This is a genomic window from Proteiniphilum saccharofermentans (assembly GCF_900095135.1).
Taxonomy (GTDB): domain Bacteria; phylum Bacteroidota; class Bacteroidia; order Bacteroidales; family Dysgonomonadaceae; genus Proteiniphilum; species Proteiniphilum saccharofermentans.
This window is the reverse complement of record NZ_LT605205.1, coordinates 3,217,539-3,240,196: the sequence shown is the minus strand read 5'-3', so window position 1 is coordinate 3,240,196 and position 22,658 is coordinate 3,217,539. Positions and strand designations below refer to the sequence as shown.

The 22,658-nt window shown below is 45.8% G+C and carries 13 protein-coding genes; 3 read left to right on the top strand and 10 right to left on the bottom strand.

Annotated features, from left to right (window positions below):
• Window positions 1-48 precede the first annotated feature (48 nt).
• A complete protein-coding gene (locus PSM36_RS12665) occupies window positions 49-1,575 on the top strand; it encodes an AbgT family transporter (RefSeq protein ID WP_076931227.1) in 1,527 nt (508 codons plus the stop codon).
• Between the two features lie 51 nt (window positions 1,576-1,626).
• Here the strand turns inward: PSM36_RS12665 and PSM36_RS12660 are convergent, their stop codons facing one another.
• The 10 genes from PSM36_RS12660 to PSM36_RS12615 all read right to left on the bottom strand — a co-directional run bounded on the left by PSM36_RS12660 (window position 1,627) and on the right by PSM36_RS12615 (window position 20,099).
• Window positions 1,627-3,312, bottom strand: a complete 1,686-nt coding sequence (locus PSM36_RS12660; protein WP_076931225.1) for a family 43 glycosylhydrolase — start codon at window positions 3,310-3,312, stop codon at window positions 1,627-1,629.
• A 128-nt stretch (window positions 3,313-3,440) separates the two neighbouring features.
• Window positions 3,441-4,985 carry a sulfatase family protein gene (locus tag PSM36_RS12655; protein ID WP_076931223.1) on the bottom strand — a complete coding sequence of 515 codons (1,545 nt, stop codon included), beginning with the start codon at window positions 4,983-4,985 and terminating at the stop codon, window positions 3,441-3,443.
• 2 nt (window positions 4,986-4,987) lie between these two features.
• On the bottom strand, window positions 4,988-7,282 hold the full coding sequence (locus tag PSM36_RS12650) for a glycoside hydrolase family 3 N-terminal domain-containing protein (protein WP_076931221.1): 2,295 nt from the start codon (window positions 7,280-7,282) through the stop codon (window positions 4,988-4,990).
• 204 nt (window positions 7,283-7,486) lie between these two features.
• Window positions 7,487-8,860, bottom strand: a complete 1,374-nt coding sequence (locus PSM36_RS12645) for a glucoamylase family protein (protein ID WP_076931219.1) — start codon at window positions 8,858-8,860, stop codon at window positions 7,487-7,489.
• Window positions 8,861-8,875: 15 nt separating this feature from the next.
• The gene (locus tag PSM36_RS12640) at window positions 8,876-10,543 is read right to left on the bottom strand and encodes a glucoamylase family protein (RefSeq protein WP_076931218.1); all 1,668 of its coding nucleotides are present in this window, start codon (window positions 10,541-10,543) and stop codon (window positions 8,876-8,878) included.
• A gap of 166 nt (window positions 10,544-10,709) precedes the next feature.
• Entirely contained in the window at window positions 10,710-11,495 is a 786-nt protein-coding gene (locus tag PSM36_RS12635; RefSeq protein WP_161947578.1) for a LamG domain-containing protein, read from the bottom strand.
• Window positions 11,496-11,561: 66 nt separating this feature from the next.
• Complete coding sequence (locus PSM36_RS12630; protein ID WP_076931214.1) at window positions 11,562-13,085, bottom strand: RagB/SusD family nutrient uptake outer membrane protein; 1,524 nt, start codon at window positions 13,083-13,085, stop codon at window positions 11,562-11,564.
• 18 nt (window positions 13,086-13,103) lie between these two features.
• A complete protein-coding gene (locus PSM36_RS12625; protein WP_076931212.1) occupies window positions 13,104-16,139 on the bottom strand; it encodes a SusC/RagA family TonB-linked outer membrane protein in 3,036 nt (1,011 codons plus the stop codon).
• 324 nt (window positions 16,140-16,463) lie between these two features.
• Window positions 16,464-19,346, bottom strand: coding sequence for a helix-turn-helix and ligand-binding sensor domain-containing protein (locus PSM36_RS12620; RefSeq protein WP_083711049.1), 2,883 nt, complete (start codon window positions 19,344-19,346; stop codon window positions 16,464-16,466).
• A gap of 27 nt (window positions 19,347-19,373) precedes the next feature.
• The gene (locus PSM36_RS12615) at window positions 19,374-20,099 is read right to left on the bottom strand and encodes a hypothetical protein (RefSeq protein WP_076931211.1); all 726 of its coding nucleotides are present in this window, start codon (window positions 20,097-20,099) and stop codon (window positions 19,374-19,376) included.
• A 201-nt stretch (window positions 20,100-20,300) separates the two neighbouring features.
• Here PSM36_RS12615 and dut point away from each other — a divergent pair, with 201 nt between their 5' ends.
• Together dut and PSM36_RS12605 are read left to right on the top strand one after the other, a co-directional pair.
• Complete coding sequence (gene dut, locus PSM36_RS12610) at window positions 20,301-20,735, top strand: dUTP diphosphatase (RefSeq protein ID WP_076931210.1); 435 nt, start codon at window positions 20,301-20,303, stop codon at window positions 20,733-20,735.
• A 73-nt stretch (window positions 20,736-20,808) separates the two neighbouring features.
• Window positions 20,809-22,566: a tetratricopeptide repeat protein gene (locus tag PSM36_RS12605; protein ID WP_076931208.1), complete on the top strand. Its 1,758-nt coding sequence runs from the start codon at window positions 20,809-20,811 to the stop codon at window positions 22,564-22,566.
• Window positions 22,567-22,658: the final 92 nt, after the last annotated feature.

Below are 22,658 nucleotides of genomic sequence, written 5' to 3'. Positions count from 1 at the left end.
CGGTCCTACCGGAGACTCTGCGGATTTGTTAAATAACCTGATTATAATATGCAACTTAGACCTTCCCGCAATGCAGGTGGCCGATTTTTTGCTTTTGTCGAAAAGGCAGGGAATGCTTTGCCCCATCCCGCCGCCCTTTTCGGTATATTTGGTGTGATCACATTAGTTTTGTCAGCAATTGGCAGTTATTTCCACTGGCATGGTATTCATCCTGCTACAGGAGAACAGGTGGAAATAGTGAACCTACTCTCCCGTGATGGTATTCACCGTATCCTGCTTGAAATGGTGGATAGTTATACCGGCTTTGCACCGTTGGGGATCGTGATGGTGGCGATGCTGGGGATCGGGATTGCCGAGAGCAGCGGACTGATAAAAGCCGCGATCAACGCCCTGTTGATAAAAGCGCCTCCTAAAATGATCACATTTATGGTCGTATTCACCGCTATCCTTTCCAATGTGGCATCCGATATCGGTTATCTGCTGATTATTCCGTTGGGAGGGGTAATTTTTCACGCATTGGGCAGGCATCCTATTGCCGGTATCTCGGCCGCTTTTGCCGGTGTGAGCGGCGGTTTCAGCGCCAATATCTTTATCGGTACCATCGATCCGTTGCTGGCCGGGCTTTCAACGGAGGCGGCACATATTATCGACCCCGATTATTATGTGATGCCCACAGCCAATTACTATTTTATGGCGGTTTCCACCATCGTGATCACCGTTACGGCTACATGGGTGTCAAGAGCATGGATTGAACCGCGCTTAGGGACTTATAAAGGCGATGTGCCGCGTGAAGAGGTCGGGCAGTTAGCCCCTGCCGAGAAGAAAGGATTGATCCGTGCATTGGTTGTATTTCTCGTATGGAGTGCGATTTTCCTGATAGGGTTGATCCCGGATAACGGTTTTTTCCGTGGTGACGATAATACTATTCTTCATACGCCCCTGCTAAGAGGGTTTATTGCTGTATTATTCTTAGTGGCGGGAACGTGCGGGATCGTCTATGGATATACGGTGGGGACTTTCAAGAAGCATGGGGATGTGATTACGGGGATGAACAGCAGTTTCAAGGGATTAACCTCTTTCCTGGTACTGGTGTTTTTCGCAGCCCAGTTTGTAGCCTGGTTCCGGTGGAGTAACCTCGGATTGTTGCTTGCCGTGAACGGTGCCTCATGGCTGCAAAGTATAAATATAGGATTGATACCGTTAGTGATCCTGTTTATCCTTTTCTCCGGTTTTATCAATATGTTTATGGGGAGCGCCTCGGCAAAATGGGCGATCATGGGGCCGGTATTCATTCCTATTTTCATGTTGCTGGGTTATTCACCCGAATTGTCGCAGGCCGTATACCGTATCGGTGACAGTGTGACAAACATTATCTCTCCCATGATGAGTTTCTTCGCCCTGATCATTGTCTACTATCAGAAATATGATCCAAAAGCGGGTGTGGGAACCCTTATGGCTTCGATGATGCCTTATTCCATTGCATTCTTTATTGTCTGGACGCTGATGATGATCGTGTGGATACTCTTCGGAATTCCATTGGGACCCGAAGCGCCGTTGTATTATACGCCTGATTGATCGTTACACATTATTGAATTGATAACCATTGTTTAATCGTTTCCGGTTATTTTATTTTACGTGGATTGGCTTTAAAGGAGTCGAGATACCGTTCTCATTGAACGCTTCAATGGTGAAATAATATTCCTGATCGGTGGTCAATGCCTTTAACAGTAACTGATTGTCGTCATAAATGAGCCAGGAGCTATACAGCTTATCCGGAGCGATCCCCCAACGGACATTGTAGCCCTGCACATCTTTTTGTGCATTCCAGGTTATCATTGCGTCGCGGCGGTCGTCCTCTCTTTGTACATGGAATCCTGTGACAGGACCAGGTTTCTTCCCCTCACCAATCCCGAATACGCGGATATCGGAGATAGCCAGGTGAGGAGTGGGTACTTCGATGTTCCTGTACCGCAGGTAGCGGATCCTTTCCGCTTCCGGCAATTCTACGTAGTCGTTGGGGTTGTCCCTGAAACTGTTACTTTTATCTATCAATACTCTCCAATCCTGGCCATCCAATGAACCCTCCACCACATACCTGTGCCTTAATCCGGGGATTCTTCCGTACATGTCGGATTCGTGATCGAAGTAGTTGATCTGCACGGCATGCACCATACCCGCTTTTTGCAGGTCTATGGTAGCCCACTGGCTGTCACCGTTGTCCCCGGCAAGCCAATAGGTTTTTACTTGTTCGTCAGTCAATTTTTCGGCGGTATGATCTCCTACGGAGGAAGAAACCGTGACCGGTTTTTTATAGGATAACAGCATCCAGCCGGTAAATTCTCCCGCTTTCCCGGGTTCGGACGGGGCATAACGCGGATAGTCGCCGAAATAGGTATCGCTCCACATCAGTCCGTCATTATCAAAATGGAGCGGGAACATGCAAAGCCGCCGTTCCCAGTTGACATTGTAGGAGAGCGCCATCGAGGCAAAGTGCCAGTAAAGGTCTTGCGGACCTTTTACGGTACTTCCATGTCCCGCTCCATTCATAAATCCTCCCGGTTTAAAACTAACCGGATTGTTGGGAGCATATTCAAAAGGCCCCAGCGGATGGTTGCCGATATATACGCCATCGGCATACACATTGAATTCGGTTCCCGGGGCTCCGTATTGCAGATAATATTTGTTATTGTGCTTTGTCATCCAGGGTCCTTCAATATACCCCGGAATGGTGTCGCTGTTGTTCTCGCCAAATCTTTCCCATCCATGTTTGTCCATATCCTTATTGAAAAGGGAGTCTACTTCTCCATAACGGATAAAGCGGTGATCCTTGTTCAATCTCTGTCCGCGGATAGGGTGAAGGTTGGACGATCCCCAATAAACAAAGGCTGAGCCGTCGTCATCTATAAAAAGTGCCGGGTCCTGAAGATTATGCAGGATGGCCGGAACGGCTTTCCAGTCTCCTCGCTTCGGATTATCGGTATACAGCACGCTCATTGCTCCGGAAGGGTCTCCCATCACGTACAAGACCGAATCTTTATAATTGTGGGCGGCGGGTGCGTTGCTTCCCTGAGGATACCATTTCTCAGGCTCGATGAAATTCCAGCTTTGCAGGTCGGTAGAGTGCCAGTAACCCATGGAACGGGTGACGAACATATAGTACTCTCCCCTGAATTCCACCACTGCCGGATCGGCCCCCGAGCGATAGGAGATATCCTTGTCGGAATTGTAGATCATATAGGTGTAATCTATATTAACCGGATTACAATAGGTGCGCATCCTTGTATTCTGTGCGATGGTACTGAAAGAAATCATACACACGATACCTGCGATTACGACGGAGATTTTTTTGTTGTACATAATATTATGTTAATTACCAATTACCAATTACTAATTACTAATTACTAATTACCAACTGTCAACTGTCAATTGTCCACTGTCAATTACCGATGTTCTTCCGGAACTTCATAAAGGGCCTGTAGCCGCAGTATTTCCTGCTTCAATTTACCTGTAATTTCCCCGGTACCTTCTTTCCCGTAGATATTCTGCATTTCCATCGGATCTGCCTCCAGATCGAAAAGTTCCCATATCCCTTCTTTATAGAAATGAATGAGTTTATACCGGTCGGTTTTCACTCCGTAATGGGCCCGCACACTGTGGAAGCCGGGAAATTCATAATAGTGGTAATAAAGCGACCGGCGCCAGTCGTCCGGAGTCGTACCTGTTTCCATCAACTCTTTGAATGACCTGCCCTGCATATCTGCCGGTACTTCGATCCCGCAAAAATCCAGGAAAGTAGGGGCAAAGTCTATATTCTGTGTAAATCCCTCTATCTTTGTGCCAGGGGGTATATGTCCTTTATACTGCATGAGAAGAGGCATTTGGAAAGACTCTTCATACATGAAACGTTTATCGAACCAGCCATGTTCACCCAGATAAAACCCCTGGTCGGTAGTATAGATCACGAGGGTATTTTTGTCCAGTCCGGTTTGTTCGAGGTAATCGAGGATCTGCCCCACGCTTTCGTCTACTGCCCTGATAGTAGCCAGGTAATCCTGCATATAGCGTTGGTATTTCCATTCGGCGATTTCCTTCTCATTCCGTGGGGTAGTATAAAAGTCGTTGTTCCGTTCCCGGTATGCATCAAAGAAACGTTGTCGCTCGTCCGGTGTCAGGGTTTCGATAAAAGCATGCGGCCAGGGGTCATAGAGCAGACTGTCACTATTGATACCTGTCACCATTTTCAGGTCATGCCCTTCGTACATATCGCGGTAGATATTCATCTCCTGATGTTTTGCGGCATACCTGCCTTCGTAATCATCGAAATAGTTCTCCGGCACGGGAAATACCGTTTCTTCATACAGGTTGTAGTGTCGTTCCGCCGGAACCCAGTTACGATGTGGGGCTTTGTGCTGCATCATCAGGAAGAAAGGCTGCGTGTCGTCCCTTGTCTGCAGCCATTGCTTGGTGAAGGTGGTGATCAGGTCAGTGACATAACCGAAGTACTGCACCGTATCATTCTCCGTGATAAAATCAGGATTGTTATAATCTCCCTGGTCTTTCAGTATCATCCAGTGGTCGAAACCGGTGGGTTTAGAGATCAGGTGCCACTTACCGATCAATGCGGTTTGGTACCCGTTCTCCTGAAGAATTTTTGGAAGTGTCTGTTGTGTCCCGTCGAATTCTTTATTCCAATTAGCCAGGAAGCCGTTTTTATGACTGTGCTTGCCGGTCAGGATACTGGCCCGGCTCGGTCCCGAGATGGAGTTGGCGCAATAGTTGTTCAGGAACTGCGCCCCGTTGTCGGCTATCCGGTCGATGTTTGGTGTAGGAGCCAGTTTTGAGACAGGATGCCCATAAGCGCTGATCGCCTGTGTGGCGTGATCGTCGCTCATGATAAAAATGATATTGGGGCGTTTGTCCGGTTGTTGGGCAATAGCCGGTAACGCCGATAAAGCAAACGCCCCGATGGTGATGATTTTATTCATTTTTATTTAATCCAGAAATCAATCTCGTTGGAATTATCGGCAGCATGTTGTGCTACCCAGAGTTTCATATTGCCAGGCTCTGTCTTTTTCTGCATATCGATACCGTAAAAAGCCAGATCCTCGGAAGCCAGTTCGAACGTTACCTGTTTAGACTTACCTGCTTGTAATGCGACCTTTTGAAATCCTTTTAATTCTTTCACCGGGCGGGTTACACTGGCTACAAGCTGGCGGGTATACAGTTGTACCACGATCTCACCATCGACTTCCCCTGCATTCCTTACATTAGCTGTCACTGTGATCTTGTCGTCTTCTGTTTTCAGTGTCTTTTTATCGATCTGTGCATTACTGATCTCAAACGTAGTATAGCTCAATCCGTATCCAAAAGGATAAAGAGGCGTGATGGAGGTGTCGAGGTAGTTGGATTTATAGTCTACCGACTCATCATTCAGATCCACCGGCCGGCCGGTATTCTTCTGGTTGTAATAAATAGGGATCTGGCCTATGTTCCGGGGGAATGACATCACTAATCGTCCCGACGGGTTGTAATCGCCCGCGATCACATCGGCTATACCGTGTCCTCCTTGAGTGCCGGGAAACCAGGCTTGCAGGATAGCGTCCATTGTTTCATCTTCCCATGAAAGATCGAGCGGACGTCCGCTCAGGGTGACCAGCACCACCAGTTTCCCGGTTTCTTTCAATGCCTTTAGCAGTTCGCGTTGCGGTTCGGGCAGGCGTATGTCGGTTCTTACGGCTGCTTCACCCGACCAGTTGAAATCTTCTCCCATAGCAGCGATTACGATATCGGCACGTCGTGCGGCCGCTACCGCTTCGGCTATTTTTGCCGGAGTAGTTTCAGTGATAGAGGCTCCTTCTGCATAGATAAGTTTTACCGTAGAGCCTTCATATTTCTCAGTGAGTCCTTTCAATATGGGCACGCTCTTATTTCGGTCGCCCAATCCGGCCCATTCACCGTTGAGATTGATGGAATCGTTCATCAGCGGACCGATTAAGGCGACTGTTTTCCTGCTCTCTTTGGTGACGGGAAGAACCTGATTGTCGTTCTTCAGCAGTACCACCGATGATGCGACGGCTTTGCGTGCGGTCTCCATGAATTCGGGCGTCATCGTGTTTTGCTTTGCTCTCTCTTCGTCGAGGTAACGATAGGGATCGTCGAAGAGACCCAGCAGGAACTTCATTTCGAGGATGCGGCGTACGGCGGTATCGATACTTTTTTCAGATACTTTTCCTTCCTCGACGGATTCTGTCAGATGTTTAATAAAGGTTGCACCGGTCATGTCCATATCGATCCCTGCGTTTACCGCCAGTTCTGCGGCATGTTTTTCATCTTTTGCCACACCGTGGGGCACCAGTTCGTTCACACCGGTATAATCACTGACCACAAAACCTTTAAATCCCCATTCGTTGCGCAGCACTTCGGTCATCAGCCACCGGTCTGCAGTGGCTGGTACGCCGTTGATCTCGTTAAAAGAGGCCATGAAAGTACCCACGCCTGCTTCGTGTGCTGCCTGGTAGGGCGGCAGATATACATTCCGGAGGGTATGTTCCGACAGTTCGGCTGTGTTATAATCCCTGCCCGACTCGGCGGCACCATAAGCCGCCAGATGTTTGCCTGTGGCAAGGAGCGTAGTGAGTTCACGCAGGGAGTTGACGTCTCTTCCTCCCTGGAAACCGACCACCCTGGCTTCTGCCACCTTGCTGCCCAGGTAAGGATCTTCTCCTGCACCTTCCATTACACGGCCCCAGCGGGCATCCCGGCCAATGTCGACCATAGGTGCGAAGGTCCAGTTGATCCCGTCGGATGCCGCTTCAATAGCTGCGATCTCAGCTGTCCGTTGCATCATCTCCAAATCCCATGAGCAGGCTTCAGCCAGTGGAATAGGAAAGATGGTTTTATAGCCGTGGATCACATCCTGTCCGAAGAGGATCGGGATACCCAGCCTGGTTTCTTCCACGGCGATTTGCTGCATCCGACGGATCCCTTCTACGGAGGTCGCATTGAAGATGCTGCCTATCAATCCTTTTTCCAGATAAGGCTGGAAGTCATCGGACATCACCGGGCCGGTGATCGACCAGTTGGCGGAAAACTGCGTCATCTGTCCGATCTTTTCTTCGAGTGTCATCAGTTTCAGTACTGAATCCACCCGCTGCTCAATCCGCTTGTCGCCACTAAAACTTTGCCACTTGCCGTTTCCCGAAGTGCCGGATGAAGGTGATCCGCAAGCAGCAAGCAGGATCACCGTTAGTATGTATACTGTTGAAATAATGTATTTTTTCATTGTTTCTATTGATTATCATTATAAATTACCAATGACAAATTGCTAATTGCCAATTTGTTATGGTTCTGAAATTTTGAATCATTGAATCTGGAATCTTCACTCCGTAGATTGTCTGTCGTCTCTCGGTATAATGCAAACAAGTTTGCTGCTGCCCTCGTTCCTAAGAAAATTCATTTTTAGTTTTTCACTATTCACTTTTAATTTTTAATTTTCATACGTGAATCCCAGTTTCTTCAATCCTTCCTGGATCTCAGGTGCCCCCATGAACAGGTTCCAGAGCAATCCGGTACGGTAGTTTTCGATCATTGGCGTAATAGTGAGTTGGTCGATAGCCAGGTATCGTTGCGGATACCAGTTGTCCTGTATACTGAACGCATCGTAAAACCCATACTTTCCCCATATCTTATCGCCCAGGTCGAAATAGAAGTGCTTCAATGCCTTCATCGATTGTTCGGGCGTGTAAGGGAAGCTGGATAATGATGCAGTAGGCGTAATTACGCCTAAGTCATTCTTCACCGGCATATGGGCCGAATATCCGTTCACTGAATAGCTGGCTGTCAGTCCCCAACAATTATCGCCATATCCTTCAAACCCTTTGGGGTTCTCCACGCAGTATTCGTAGTTTATAAGCGCATGATTCCTATTAAGTTGCCAGTAATCGGCATATTGGTCTTTCAATCCTTTCGGACTGAGCCCGATATGGGAATAGTGCGACCAAAACAGAGGCCCCCCGTATGCTTCCGCTCCGTTATGCTTCAATACTAAAGGATGGCCATAAGCCACGGCTTCGCTTTTGATGTCTCCGCCACGGGCCCATCCATTATGGTAAGCCGAAGCCGGGATAGAGTGGGTAGGAGAGGATGCTGCCAGAATATAAGTGATAAGGCATTCGTTGTAGCCTTCCAGCGGGAAGTTCATCTCCCAGCCGTATTCCGGGCTCCAGTGCCAATAAAGTACATCCTGTCCGTTCAGGTACCATGTCCAGTCCATTTCCCGCCAGAGAGTATCAATCTTTCCCGCCAGTTGTTTTTCGCTCTCGTTTCCGGCCTTAAAATATTCCCTTACGCAGAGCAAGCCTTGCATAAGAAAAGCGCTTTCTACCAAATCGCCGCCGTTATCTTTCTTCCCGAACGGTTTTACTTTTCCTGTGGGGCCGTGCAGCCAGTGAGACCATACTCCGTGAAAGCGATCTGCAGCAGCCAGGTAGTCGGCTATCTTATGTAACCGCTCAACACCCTCTTCACGGGTAATAAAGCCACGTTCGATACCGACGAGCAGACCGGCAATACCGAACCCGCTACCCCCTGTAGTAATCACATCTGCATCATCCTGAGGATAAATCCCATCCATGTGAATACGTTCCGGTGCCAGTCCCGATATGGGTTCAGCTCCTTCCCACATATAATTGAAATGTTTTTTTTGAATAAAGTCGAGTAATTCGTCGTCCGATGCGAAAGAGGCGGGACGGCTTTCTTCCCCGGTTGTAGCCGGCTCTTTTTTACTGCTATTGTTGCACGCTATGAGAAAAATACCACTGATAGCCAGTGCGATGATTGATAAGAGTATGCGATTATTCATCTTTCTATGATTGTTTTAATTTTTTCTTTGTTGGAATCCTAATTTCGTTAAACCTGCCTGTATTTCGGGAATGCCCATGAACAGGTTCCAGGGCAGGCCGGTACGGTAATTTTCGATCATAATGATGATAGGACCCTGGTCAATAGCGATGTGTTGGTTATCAAACCAGTTCTCTGAAAGGTTGAACGCATCCACAAATCCATGTTCTGCCCAGAGTTTGTCTCCCAGTTTATAATAAAAAAAGTGCAGTGCCCTCATAGATTCTTCCGGCATGTAAGGCATGGACGCCAATGCCGCTGTCGGGGCAATAACACCCCTGTCGTTGGTCGGAGAATGGGCGCTGTATCCCTGATTCCCGTCGCTGGCGGTCAGACCCCAGCAATGTTCGCTGTAACCACTGTATCCTTGCGGATTTTCCACACAATAACTGTAATTGATCATCGCATGATTCCTGTTCTGTTCCATATAATCGGCATATTGATCCTTCAATCCGTTGGGATTCAACCCGAGGAACGAATAATGAGCAAAGAACATCGGTCCGCCGTAGTTGGGCCCTAAAGGCAAAGTGATGCCATGGTACGAAGCGCCGTTTCTCATCCCGCCGTTCCGTGCCCATCCCTCGTCATATACTTCTTTGGAAATAGGGTAGGTAGGAGATGCTGCCGCCAGCAGGTAAGTGATCAGGCTTTCGTTCCATCCCTGAATCTTCAGGTTTTGGTGCCATTCATGTTGAGGACTCCAATGCCAGTAGAGTACTTTTTCATCCTCTTTTTGGAACCATGTCCAGTCAATTTCTTCCCATAACCGGGTAATGTCTTCCCGCAGTTTTATTTCTCCGGCGGCATCGCTGTTGAAATATTGCCTTGCAGTGAGCAACCCCTGGAACAGCAGGGATGTCTCCACTAAGTCGGCTCCGTTGTCATAAGTACTGAATGGAAGGGTTTCCCCGGTTTCTCCATGAATCCAATGGGCGAAGGCTCCGTGATAGCGGGTTGTCCGGGTTTCCAGGAAAGTGACAATGGTTTGTATGCGGTTAAGCGCTTCCTCCTTGGTGATGAACCCTCTCTCTACTGCTACGATCATTGCCATCACGCCAAAACCCGTACCGCCGGTGGTCACCGTGTTGCCCGATGTGGTTCGCTCACGGGCCATTCCGCTTACAGGATGTCCAAAATCCCAGAAATAGTTGAAAGTTTGTTTCTGGACTAATGTAAGTAACTCTTCATCGGAGATGCGGGGGAATTTATCCACCGGATCGATCCCGGTGGTGATCGTATATATTTTTCCTGTTGAGATAGGATTACCTGATACTGATTTCAATCCAGTATTGATTGTCAGCCGGTAAGCGGTGAACTGGTTCAACGGGGTGGTTGACTGGATAGCGACGGTATTCCCCTCGGTGTGGTAAGTCAGCGCTACAGCCTGCCCGGCTGTTGTGGGCTGCAATGTGATATTGTTCTGCAATGTATTTGGGTCTACGTTGTCGGAGAAAGTAAGCGTGACATGCAGGTTGGGATCGACCTCCGCATAAGAGGCGGCATTGACCACTCCGTTGATCTCAATTTCTGCTAACTGAAACGTGCCGGAAACAGGAGGTTCTTCCTTACTACCGCAGGAAGCAAGAAAAATCATCCCGAAGAATAGCAGAAAACAACTCCATTGTTGAAAGCGTACTTTACTCATGCCGGTTCTCTGTGATAATTTTATTGTGGATGGGACAGTATTCCCATTTTCATATTGATACCAACAACATTATTCAAAATGTATATAAATAATAAGAGAGGCAATTAAGAGGGAACGAGCCTTCCCTCTTAATTGTCAATACCAGACAGTGCCCTGATATGATGAATTATTCCGAATCCCGAGCAATAAGCTCCTGGATCTCTTCTGCCGTTAACGCTTTATTAAAGATACGCAATTCATCTATCAAGCTATTGTCTGAGAGGTGTCCCCATTCCGTAAACCGGGGAGCTCCCGATCCAATGGACATCCTATCGCACCCTTCCCAACTTATTTGAGATAAATCGTTCGATGCAACTTCTTCTCCGTCAATATAGAAAAGCGCTTTTCCTTCGGTTAGCGTCAATGTAATATAGCACCAATCTGCCGTTGCCGGGTCAATATCTGCATTGACTCCTCCATCGAGCCATCCATCTGCAGTCCCGTTTCCTACATTTGCTTTGATCCGTTGCATAGTACCTGCACTTTCACGGAATATCCTGATTCCGGATGTCCGGTTATTCTGTGCATTGTCACCTGCACCCGCCGTTACGGGGCCGATAACGATGATACCTGCCCGGTCAGGATTTCCATTTACTTTGTACCAGAACCCAAAAGTCATATCATTACTTAGCGGAGCAGCCAGATTGGCTATACTGAATGTCAGATAGCTGTTGGCCGCACCGGCATATGCCTGTCCGCTTTTTCCATCGGCAAATCCCGGATTTCCTACAGGCGAGGCTTCCACTAAGCTTTGATAATCTTCATAACTATCATCAAATGACATATAAAATATCTGTCCATCTTCTCCAATAGGTGGAGGAGTAGGCTCTTCCGGATAATCGAAAGGTGGATTTTGCCCTAAATCCTGAAAACACGAGGGAAGTAAAAACAGCAGGGATGCTGTTAATACCATATATTTGAAATTTTTCATCATCATAGTGATTAATTTTTTCTGTATTTGTGATATGTAATTCTAAAATTAATAGTTGGGATTTTGCACCAACACACCATCCGACTTGTCTATTTCAGTCTGAGGAATAGGCAGTAATGCATGTCTGGCCTGGTAATTTGTCTTACCTGCGGCATGCAGTACCTCCTGGGCAATTCCCCAACGTACAAGATCATAGAAGCGATCAAACTCCATAGCCAACTCAATACGTCTTTCGTGACGGATTGCTTCTCTTAACTGGGCCTGATCTGTAGTAGTTACTTGGGGAAGAATTGCATTATTACCTCCACGTGCACGACTACGCACCATCTCGAGATAAGTCAGCGCGGCCGATGTATTCCCCAGCTCATTAGCCGACTCGGCAGCCATCAACACAACATCGGCAAAACGGATAATACGGATATTCACCCAGAATCCGCCGTTGGTATACATTGCCCGCCATGTAGGATTTGTATAGGCCTTTTTATTATAATAGGCGTTGACGACTGTGGAAGAGGCTATTGGTTTTTCACCCCATGGTTCATTCGCTATAGCACCCGGGGCATCTGCTTCTACTTGAGAGCGGTAGAAATAGAGCAATGTTTCATTTTTGCGGGGATCACCTTCCTCAAAAGCATCGGCCAGAATTTCAGTAGGTGTATTCCAGCCCCATCCCAGATTCCATTGTCCGGCTCCACGTACTCCCTGGACTTGTGCAAATTGGCTACCTATCTCATTACTCCCAGGCAAAGCTGCCGTTGATGTACATTGAAGTTCAAAAACAGATTCACTTGAATTCTCACCATCTTCACGAAAGATTTTATTAAACGGGGTATTCAAGTCATAAATCCCAGAGTTAATCACTTCCGTGGATGCCGTATACATGTTCTGCCAATCGTTACGCATCATATAAGTACGTGCATGTAATGCACGGGCAGCTCCCCATGTAAGACGTCCGATATATCTGCTTTCCCATGTTTGTGGGAGATATTCGGTTGCAGTAGTCAAATCGGCATCGATCAGTGCATAGATATCCGCTGCCGGTGATTTAGGAATGTTCGCTTCCTGTGCATCGGAAATTTTAAAATCGATCAAAGGTACTTCACCGAAAGCTCGTACCAGATTAAAATAAGCGAAAGCTCTAAAAAAATGAGCTTCAGCTTTATTGATCAGTGTGCCCTCTCCTGCATCCGCGCTGCTTTCTATGTTTTCGATCACATTGTTGGCTGCATGAATAATCGCATAATTCGATGTCCAGTAACTACCCAATGCGCCATTACCGGTATTATAGTCGAAATCGTCATACATCAATGCGAAAGCAGAGCCATCGGCTGCCGTGCTCCCCTTCTCCGTATCTTCGGATCTGAAGGTGTGGATAGCAAACGCGGTGTTTCCAGATGTTATATGGAATCCTCTCAACTGTGCATAAATATCGAATACGGCCGCTTCAAAGCCTCCTCCGATAGCGTCTCCTTCATTCCATTGCCCCTGCGGGTTTTGTTCCAGTAAATCCGTACAGGAATATTGGCTGAGTAAGAGGAAAGAAGTAATAATTATAAAGAAATATCGTTTCATACCTTTTTGTTTATATGGTTAAAAAGTAATATTAATACCTGCTGTGTATATGGTAGGCATAGGATAAGTACCTCCATCAATTCCGAAAGCTGTGGAACTTCCTCCTATTTCAGGCGTATATCCTGTATTCCTGCTCCATGTTTTCAGGTTCTGGATATTGACATGAAGTCTGAGTGATTTCAGATAGATCTTCTGCAATAACTCGGGACTAAATGTATATCCTAACTGGATGTTCCTCAATCTGAAGAAACTACCGTCTTCAATAAAATAGTTGGAATTCATATAATTGATGGCTCTTGAAGGATTGAGTATGGGTTCCCAGTTGGAAGTCCCTTCTCCATGCCAGCGATTTTGCCTGTCGACAAGGTAATTAAACTGGGCGAAGTTATTATTGTCCCATGTACGGTAGATCTCGTTTCCGTAAACCCCCATGAAGTCGGCTGTAAAATCGAAATTTTTATATCCTAACTGTAAGGAGAGGCCGTAGGTGAGATCGGGCGTAGGATTACCGATCATTGTACGGTCGGCTGCTGTAATTTCTCCATCGCCGTCTACATCCCGGAATTTAAGATCTCCCGGAAGCACACTTGCCAATGTATTTGTCGGAGACTGTCTGATATCTTCCTGATTCTGATACACCCCTTCCACTTCGTATCCGAAGAAATACCCGATCGGGAAACCTTCGGCTGTGCGGGCAATGCTTCCTGTGCCTGCATAGATGGCATAATCTTTGTTTATCAGAGATTTTACCTCATTCTCAATAGTCGTTAAATTGGCAGACAGCCCGTATGCGAAACCATTTTCCAGCCTGTCGTTCCATGATGCGGAAAGTTCAAAGCCGCGGTTTTGTATAGCGCCAAGATTGGCTAAACCCGGCGTTGTTCCTGCAATCCCTTCCACGATTGCCAGCATATCTTTCGTTTCTTTACTATAATATACCGGTTCGAGCCGCAACCTGTTTCTCAGGAGATTCATTTCAAATCCTACTTCCCAGGAATACGTCTTTTCCCAATTCAGACCGGGTGACACCAGGTAGTCCAATCCATATCCGGTGATGATATTATCTCCAAATACGGCGGAGCCTGAACTTGACAGGGCCGGATATCCCGGATACCTGTACGTTTCGCCGATATTCTGATTCCCCAAAACACCGTAAGAACCTTTAATTTTTAAATAATCGATCAATTGTTGGTCTGCCATGAAACCTTCTTCCGACATGATCCATCCTGCTCCTAACGAATAGAAATTATTCCATGAGTTGCCGGTATTTTGAAACACCGATGCTCCGTCCCGTCTGAATGACGCATTAAGCAGGTAGCGGTCTTTGAATTGATACAATCCCCTAGCTAAATAAGAAAGCGTGCTTCTCCTCCATTGAACACCACTATTCGTTGCGGAACTCCCGTCAGAGATAATGCTCAGCCACCATTTATCCGGATCATTAATGATCGGATAGTCAGCGTCTAATCCCTGACTTCGACCTGCCCTAATCATTGACGATTCTATATAGTTGGATGTGAATCCGAGAGTTCCGGTTAAACTATGATCCCCCCATTGGTTGATATAAGTTAAGATCATGTCTGCCTGGGCTGTTGTCCTGTTTGTTTTTTCCTGTACTACAGACTCGGTACTATTCAGGTGATCCTTTGTCCCTCCAACCGGATTATATACGTAATTGATCGGGTTGTGCTGCCTCAATTCGTTCGATATATAATCCAGCGAAAGGGTTGTTTTAAAGGTGAAATTACGCAGAAAATCCACTTCTCCGTATATATTTCCGGCTACCCGGTTATTTGTAGCGATGGTATGAGCTGCCTGGCCTTCCACACTGAGCATCGGATTATTCACCTGTGCCGACTGGAAGTCGGGGAGCACATGGTATAATCGCTCCGACTCTTCGGTATTTGGATTAGTATAAGTGCCGTAAACCGGTGCAATTGGAGCGGCTCTTACGGCAGAAGCTACTTGTTTGGCGTCAGGAGGTAATGTGCGTGCTCCGTTTACCTGATAACCGAAACGCAGGAAATCCGTAACATTGTAATCACTACTCAGATTGACGGTGTATTTGGTCAGTTCTTCATGTTTGATCGATCCTTCTTCTTTGGTATAGCCCAAACTCAGGTAAAACCGGCTTTTATCCGTAGAGCCTGTGATACTGGCATTGTTGGTTGTGAAAAATGCGGTTTGGAATATTTGATCCTGCCAATCGGTATCTGCCTGCCAGTTCGTATAGTCAAACGGGTTTGCTCCCTGATTGACTAACTGTTCATTATAAAGCAGTTTGAATTGATCGGCATTTGTCACGGATATTCGGTCGTTTACATATTTAAACCCGGCCGATGAATTGATATTCACGATCGTTTGCCCTGCTCTGGCACGCTTCGTGTTAATAATAATGACGCCGTTGGCACCACGGACACCGAAAATAGCCAGAGAAGAGGCATCTTTCAATATCTCCATCGATTCTATATCGGACGGATTCAGATAATTGATGTTATCCACAAACAATCCGTCCACTACATACAGCGGAAGATGTCCTGTGATAGAGTTCGTTCCCCTGATGCGGATTTCAGGATCTTGTCCTGCCCGGCCCGTATTCACTACCTGCACACCCGATACTTTCCCTTGAATAGCAGCCAGCGGGTTGGTGGAGGGACGGTCAGCTATATCACTGGCTGAGACCGTAACGATCGATCCTGTAAGATCACGTTTCCTTGCGGCACCATACCCTATCACTACCACTTCATCCAGCGCCTGTACATCTTCGCTGAGAGTAACATTTATAGTGGTACGCCCATTGACGGGCTCCTCGAGGGTCTGCATCCCTATGTAGCTAAAGACCAGGGTTGCGTCATTTGATACATTAGGTAGGGAGTAATTCCCGTCCATATCGGTTACGGTACCATTAGAAGTACCTTTCACTAGCACGGTGACCCCTATGGCGGGCTCTCCTGTGGCTCCTTCCATAACTGTTCCCGAAACGGTTACCTGTTGTGCAGATAAAAGAAGGGTACAGAAAATAGAACTTAGTAATGTTGCAATTTTCAGTTTCATGGATCCTTTTTTAATTTGTTCAATAAAATTTCAGTTGTTTTCTATACTCGACAAGGTCAAGTAAATCATTCTTCCCTCTATGGCATAGAATAAGTTTACTTACACTATCCCATTTAATTAATCTAAAGCACTCACAATAGATATATTATTTTGAACAAAAGTAAGGCGGGTATTGTGCTGTGGAAAAATAAAGAACCTCGTTAAAAGTACGCTATGTTATATAACATATTTTTAAAGGGTACTTTTTTACTACTTCTTTGGGAGTTAATTATTTGTTTTTCAGTTGTGTGAAAAGATTTAATTCATTGTCTTTGTAGTACTTTATTATTGGAATTTAATCATAAAATCAACCAGATTATCAGTTTCCGAAAGATTCAGTTTCTTACGTAAACGATATCGGGCTGCTTCTACGCCGCGGATGGAGATGTTAAGCATTTCTGCAATTTCTTTCGATGAATAGTTTAATCTGAGCAGCGAGCATAACTTCAGGTCGGTAGGGGTGAGCGACGGATACCGTTCTTTGAGTTTCCGGAAGAAATTCTCATGGATCAGGTCAAAATTGCTTTGAAAGAGATTCCATTCATCCTCTTCCGGGAGGTTTTTCCCGATCATGGTGAGTAGTTCGTTGCCCTCGGTGCGATTGATTTTTCCCGCAAGAATGAGTGATTGGATACTTTCCCGCAAATTTTTTAAAAATTCGGAGTGATTGATCAGCATCATGGCGGCACTGGCCAGCTCTTTTCCTTTATAGGTGAGTTCTGCTTCCAGTTTTTCGTTCTGTAATGTAGTGATCTCTTTTTCCTGCCGTTCTATCTGGGCTATGCGCCTGTTCTCCTGTTCTTCGAAAAGTTTGTGTTTTTTACGGACAATTCTCTGTATATGTTTTTTTATCAGAAATCCTGCCAGGGACCCGATAATGAGGGAATATACCAGATATGCCCACCAGGTTTTGTACCATGGGTTTTTTATACGGAATGAGTAGCTTGCGGTAGACAATACTTTTCCCGAACTGTCCTTTATATGCGCGTAGAGGGTGTAGTCACCCGCAGGAAGGTTATGGTAATAGGCAGATCTGCTTCCGTCAGTATTTACCCAACGGCTATCGTATCCCTGCAAATAACTTTCTATCTGGAATATCTTTTTAGAGAATTCGGGGTACAGGAACTGGAATGTAATATTGTTACTCTGGTAAGCGAGTATACCCTTTTGGGATGGATCGAGATAAAAGAGCTGATCGTTATTCCGGTTGTGAAAGGTTATAGATGCGATTTGCAGGTCTGTCTTTACTTCCGGTTGTCCATCAGAGAACGAATATTTTCCTATTCCCCCGTTCATGCAGAAGTAAGAGACGTTGTCGTCGGTTACCAGCAGGTTGGCTCTTCCCGCATTGGGCGGGTTATTCAGGATACTGTATGGTATACGGTCTTTGATGACGTATTTGTTTTCACTGTATTCCACCAGAACATACTCTTTATGGCGTATGAACCAAAAGAGCTCATCGTTCACGGGAATAATGCGATGGGTGTCGGCAAGGCCGGGCAGGTCGTTGTTCAGCAGATCGAAGGGGATGACCTTGTGTTCAATATCGTCATATGTGAAAAAACGGTCACCATCTGCAAAAACAATTCTTCCCCTCAATTTCATCACCTTGATGGGCCGGTATGTAGAGACCTGCGTACTGTCGAACGACAAATAATTCTCTATCTCAATCACCTTCCGAAGATCGCTATCCAGTTTTAAGCGGTATACGCCTTTGTACATATGTCCTGCCCAGATATTGCCAGCGTGATCTATTTCAAGGTTTTTGATCAGGTCCGAAAAGCCTTCCACGGCGTGACTGAAAGTCCAGTTGCCCGAAGAGTCCTGTATATAGACAAATAGGGAAGTATAGGAGGATTCCAGCAGAATATCCCTGCCGTTGATCGTCGCCTGTTTCATATCCATACCTCCTGTGCGGGCTCCCTGAACAGGTATCTCATGGAAATCCTGCAGGAGTGAAGTGCCCAGATTATGCCCCACGAAGACCTGATTACCGAAACTTTTGATGAACCACGACTGGATATCGAATCCGGGAACAGGGAAAAGTTTTCCATCGGTGTCGGAAAAACTGAAAATTCCCTGATTAGTTGCCAGGTATAGGCGGTTGTCGTGAAACAGGATGTCTTCTACCGGCCCGATCTGGCTATCTACCGGTTCAAAAAAAGACAAGGAGGAGTGTGTCCTGATGTTGGAGATGCCGTTGTCGAGAGCAGCCCAGACTGTCTGGTCACGATCTCTGAAAAGTGCAAGTACGGTATTGTTATTGAGTCCATTGTTCCGATCGATATGCCATAACTGTTCACCGTTTTTATCAATCGCAAAAATGCCGCTGTTGAGTGTTCCGAAGATGTATGAATCGCCTGAAACGATAGCACGGTTAATAGTGCTCTGAAGCAATTCATTGCTGCCGGAAATATGCCATCGTGTTAATGTGCGTTCTTCTTCGGAAAACCGATATAATCCGTTTTTGGAAGTGACCAACAGCCAATCCTCCTCATAGGGGAGCAGGGCTATTACATTATCGTTATTCCACCGCTCACGTGTAAATACCGGATGAAAATGCTCACCGTCGAAGAGGCAGAGACCGTTGCCGATCAATTGTGCGAACATCTTTTCTCCCGCCGGGAAAAAGTATAAGACTGCGGGATAAGGTTTTCGACTCCTTACTTCCTTACCGTCGTAGATGAAAATTGTCGAAAATGACTGAAAATAGAGTTTTCCGTTAAACGGGTAGATGCCCCATATCTCATCATTATGGAACTGATGATCCTCCACATTATGCCTGAGCGAGTGATAGATAAGTTGATTGGTTTCGTTGGACTCGAAATAACCGAACTCCTCGAAAGAGCCTACGTAGATACGTTCGTTACTGTTGTGGGAGTCGATATAGATAGATTTAACGGAGAGGTTATTAGGCAGGTTATGTAAGTTCCAGTTGACGCCGTCATAACTGAGCATTCCGTTATCATTACCGAAATAAATCACCCCATTGCTCCCCTGGGCAATGGCCCAGTTTTGGTTACCAGCGTTGTAAAGGTCAGTTGTGTAGTTGTAGACGGGAGGGATAAAGGGAATCTCCTGTGCGGCTGGCGACACGGCAAAAGTGATGAATACCACGGTGAAAATTGCCGTGTAAAACTGTTTTCTACAGGCCGGTTGTATCGTCATATCTGATATCAGCGCAATTACAGGAGCTTATTTTTTCTCCAGTATATTTTCAATCTCTTTTTCGCTCAGCACTTTTACATTGGTGAAAAGGAATTTGGTATCGAGAAAATTACCGTATTGGTTACATTCGGTGATAGCGTCATTGAGACTCGATTTTACATCCTTGCTGAATGGGAAGAGCATCAGAATGGTAAAGTAATTTTCCCTGATCTCAAATTTTTCAATCACGACATCTGCTTTTTGCAGTTGAAAGGTAAACTCACGCTCAACCATCTCTTTCTGCAAATCGGTAAAGTGTTGCCTGTCATTGGTTGTGAAAAGTGCAAAGAAACGCAGTTTCTTGTCCTGTCCGCCCAACCCGGAGGAGATATAGACCTGTTGGTGTCCGGAAAGGTCAGAACTTAATACGATGCGACTGCTCACCAATGCCATGGACGACCAGTGCAGTAGTTCCGGTTCCAGTGGGCTGCTGTGATAGGTCTCAATGGAACGGTAAGCACCTACGTCGGGGATAGATGCCAACAAGGTCAAACTTCTCTTCTTTCGCTCGATAGGCTCATCGGGGGAAAATAATATGCTCACCTCATCATCGCGCACAAAAAGGCTGTTCTCCCTCCGTAAGCGGTCGAAGTACCTGAAAAATTCCATTTGCTCCTCAATCGGTACCAGGTCTTCGAGAATATGGAATGAGTCTATACCTTGTTCATTTAGTGTCTGGCGCAATTTTGCCAAAAGATCATTGTGATCACTCATATTACAAAGATAAAACTTTTTCGTTAAGTGAGAGCAGAACAAATATATTTGTTTTGCCGAACGATGAAAAAGTCTAACTTCAGTGAACTTTTTCGTTAAGTGAGAGCAGAACTATATTTATTTCATTAAATTTCATCAAATAGGCTCCTAATTCCTCGGAATTGTATAAATTCGCATGATTAAACAGAATAGACGTTTCTGATGGAAATTAAAATAGTCAATAAGTCACGGCATTCCTTACCCGAATATGCTACGGCATTTGCTGCAGGTATGGATTTGCGTGCAAATTTAGAGGAATCTATAGTATTGAAACCGCTTGAACGGACATTAGTGCCCACCGGTATTTATATTCAACTCCCGGAAGGTTACGAAGCCCAGATCCGTCCCCGTAGCGGATTAGCCATCAAGCATGGTATTGGAATTGTGAATGCTCCCGGGACTATAGACGCCGATTATCGTGGTGAAATAAGAGTGATCCTGGTGAATCTTTCGAACGAGGACTTCACCATACAAGACGGAGAGCGCATCTGCCAGATGGTGATAGCACAACATGCCCGTGTGGAGTGGAAGCCTGTGGATTCACTCGACGAAACGGAGCGTGGTGCCGGAGGATTCGGCCATACCGGCAGGCAGTAGTTATTTCAATGCCACCTTAGAAAGGAGCGCGCACTTTACTCACTTGCTATAATGTAACTTTATAAGAACAAGAATGTTATATCTGATAACTGTTATAAAAAAAATACCTCTCGCATTCCTGCTGTTGTTGTCTATATCTTTAATATGGCCGCTAGAGATAGTGGCGCAGCAGGAGAAAAAGGGACAGGGAATCCAACTCGACGAGGAGACAAGACGCAAATTCGACTATTACTTTTACGGGGCATTGAATGCAAAAGCCCTGGGGAATTACGACCAGGCGATCGATTTGTTTCAACATTGCTATGCACTTGATTCTACCAATGCCAATGTATTGGTAGAACTGGGAACATTTTATAACGTGTTGCAGGAGAAAAATAAAGCCCTTGATTTTTTTCGGCGGTCGGTTACCTATGATCCCGATAATTATTATTACAACATGATGCTGGCCGGTTTAAGCAAGGAACTTGGCCTGAAGCAGGAAGTAATCGATGTCTATAGCCATTTGTCGCAATTGTATCCGGAAAAACTCGATGTCCGGTTTGAGCTGGCCAATGCTTTTGCAGAAGCCGGGGAATTTCAGGAAGCAATCGATACGCTCGTCGAATTGGAAAAGAATACCGGTATCAACGAGATGATCGCCCTGAATAAGTTCCGTCTCTATTCAATGATGGATGAGAAAGAACAAGCTTTCGACGAGATTAAGCAGATCATTGAAAAAAATCCCTCTGAACCGAGATACCTTATTCTGATGGGAGATCTGTATCTTGAAGATAATCAGGATGAAGAGGCGTTGAGGTATTACGAAAAGGCCAAAGCGGTTGATCCCGATTATCCTGCGCTTATCCTTTCCATGGTAAATTATTATGAGAGAACCAACGATAAGCAGGCGGCACAGGCAGAGTTACAAAAGGCTGTTGCAAACTCGTCGATGGATGTAGAGGTGAAATTACAATTGCTTACCCGCTATCTTGGTATTCTGCAACAGAGCCAACAGGATATGAAGCAGGTGAACTCTCTTTTTGAAACCCTTTTTGAGCAGCATCCCAATAATTCCCAATTAAATATGATCTATGGGAATGTACTTTTATTGCAAGGAGACAAAGAGGGAGCCTCAAAGCAGTTCGAGAAATACATCGAAGCCAGTCCGGAGGATCCTGCGGGATATGAACAATTACTTCGTATTGCTTTGCCCGACCAGGATCTGGAAAAAATAAAAGAGGTGACCACTGAAGCATTGAGACATTTGCCGCAGGAAGCCCAGTTCTATTTCTATTTAGGTGCAGTTCACTATCAACAGAATAATCATCAGGAAGCATTGAGAGTTTTCGAGGATGGATTGGCCAATGCCACTATGCGAAACCCAATTGTGGAGTCCGATTTTCATGGACAGATTGGCGATCTGAATTATTTTCTCGATAATAAAGAAAAGGCTTTCGAGAGTTATGAAAAGGCATTGCAGTTGAATCCGCAGAATCTGCCTGTTTTAAACAATTACAGCTATTATCTGTCATTGGAGAAGAAAGATCTCGATAAAGCGGAACAAATGAGCGGCATCACGGTGAAGGCGGAGCCGGCGAATCCTACTTATCTCGATACATATGGGTGGGTGCTATATGAGCAAGGCTCTTATACATTGGCTAAGATCTATATAGAACGGGCTATTGAGAACAGTGAAGAGGATGATCTTTCGGCAGAGGTGGTGGAGCATTACGGAGACGTGCTGTTCCAGACCGGAGAGAAAGAGAAAGCATTGGAACAATGGAAAAAAGCCAAAGAGTTAGGGGGAGATTCCCCTGAATTGGATAAAAAAATAAAAACCGGCGAATTGTAATTATGGATATTTCTCGTTATCGACAAATTTTAGTCATTTGTTTATTATCTGCTGTGGCATTCACCGCTTGTAAACCGAAACAGAGGATAGTT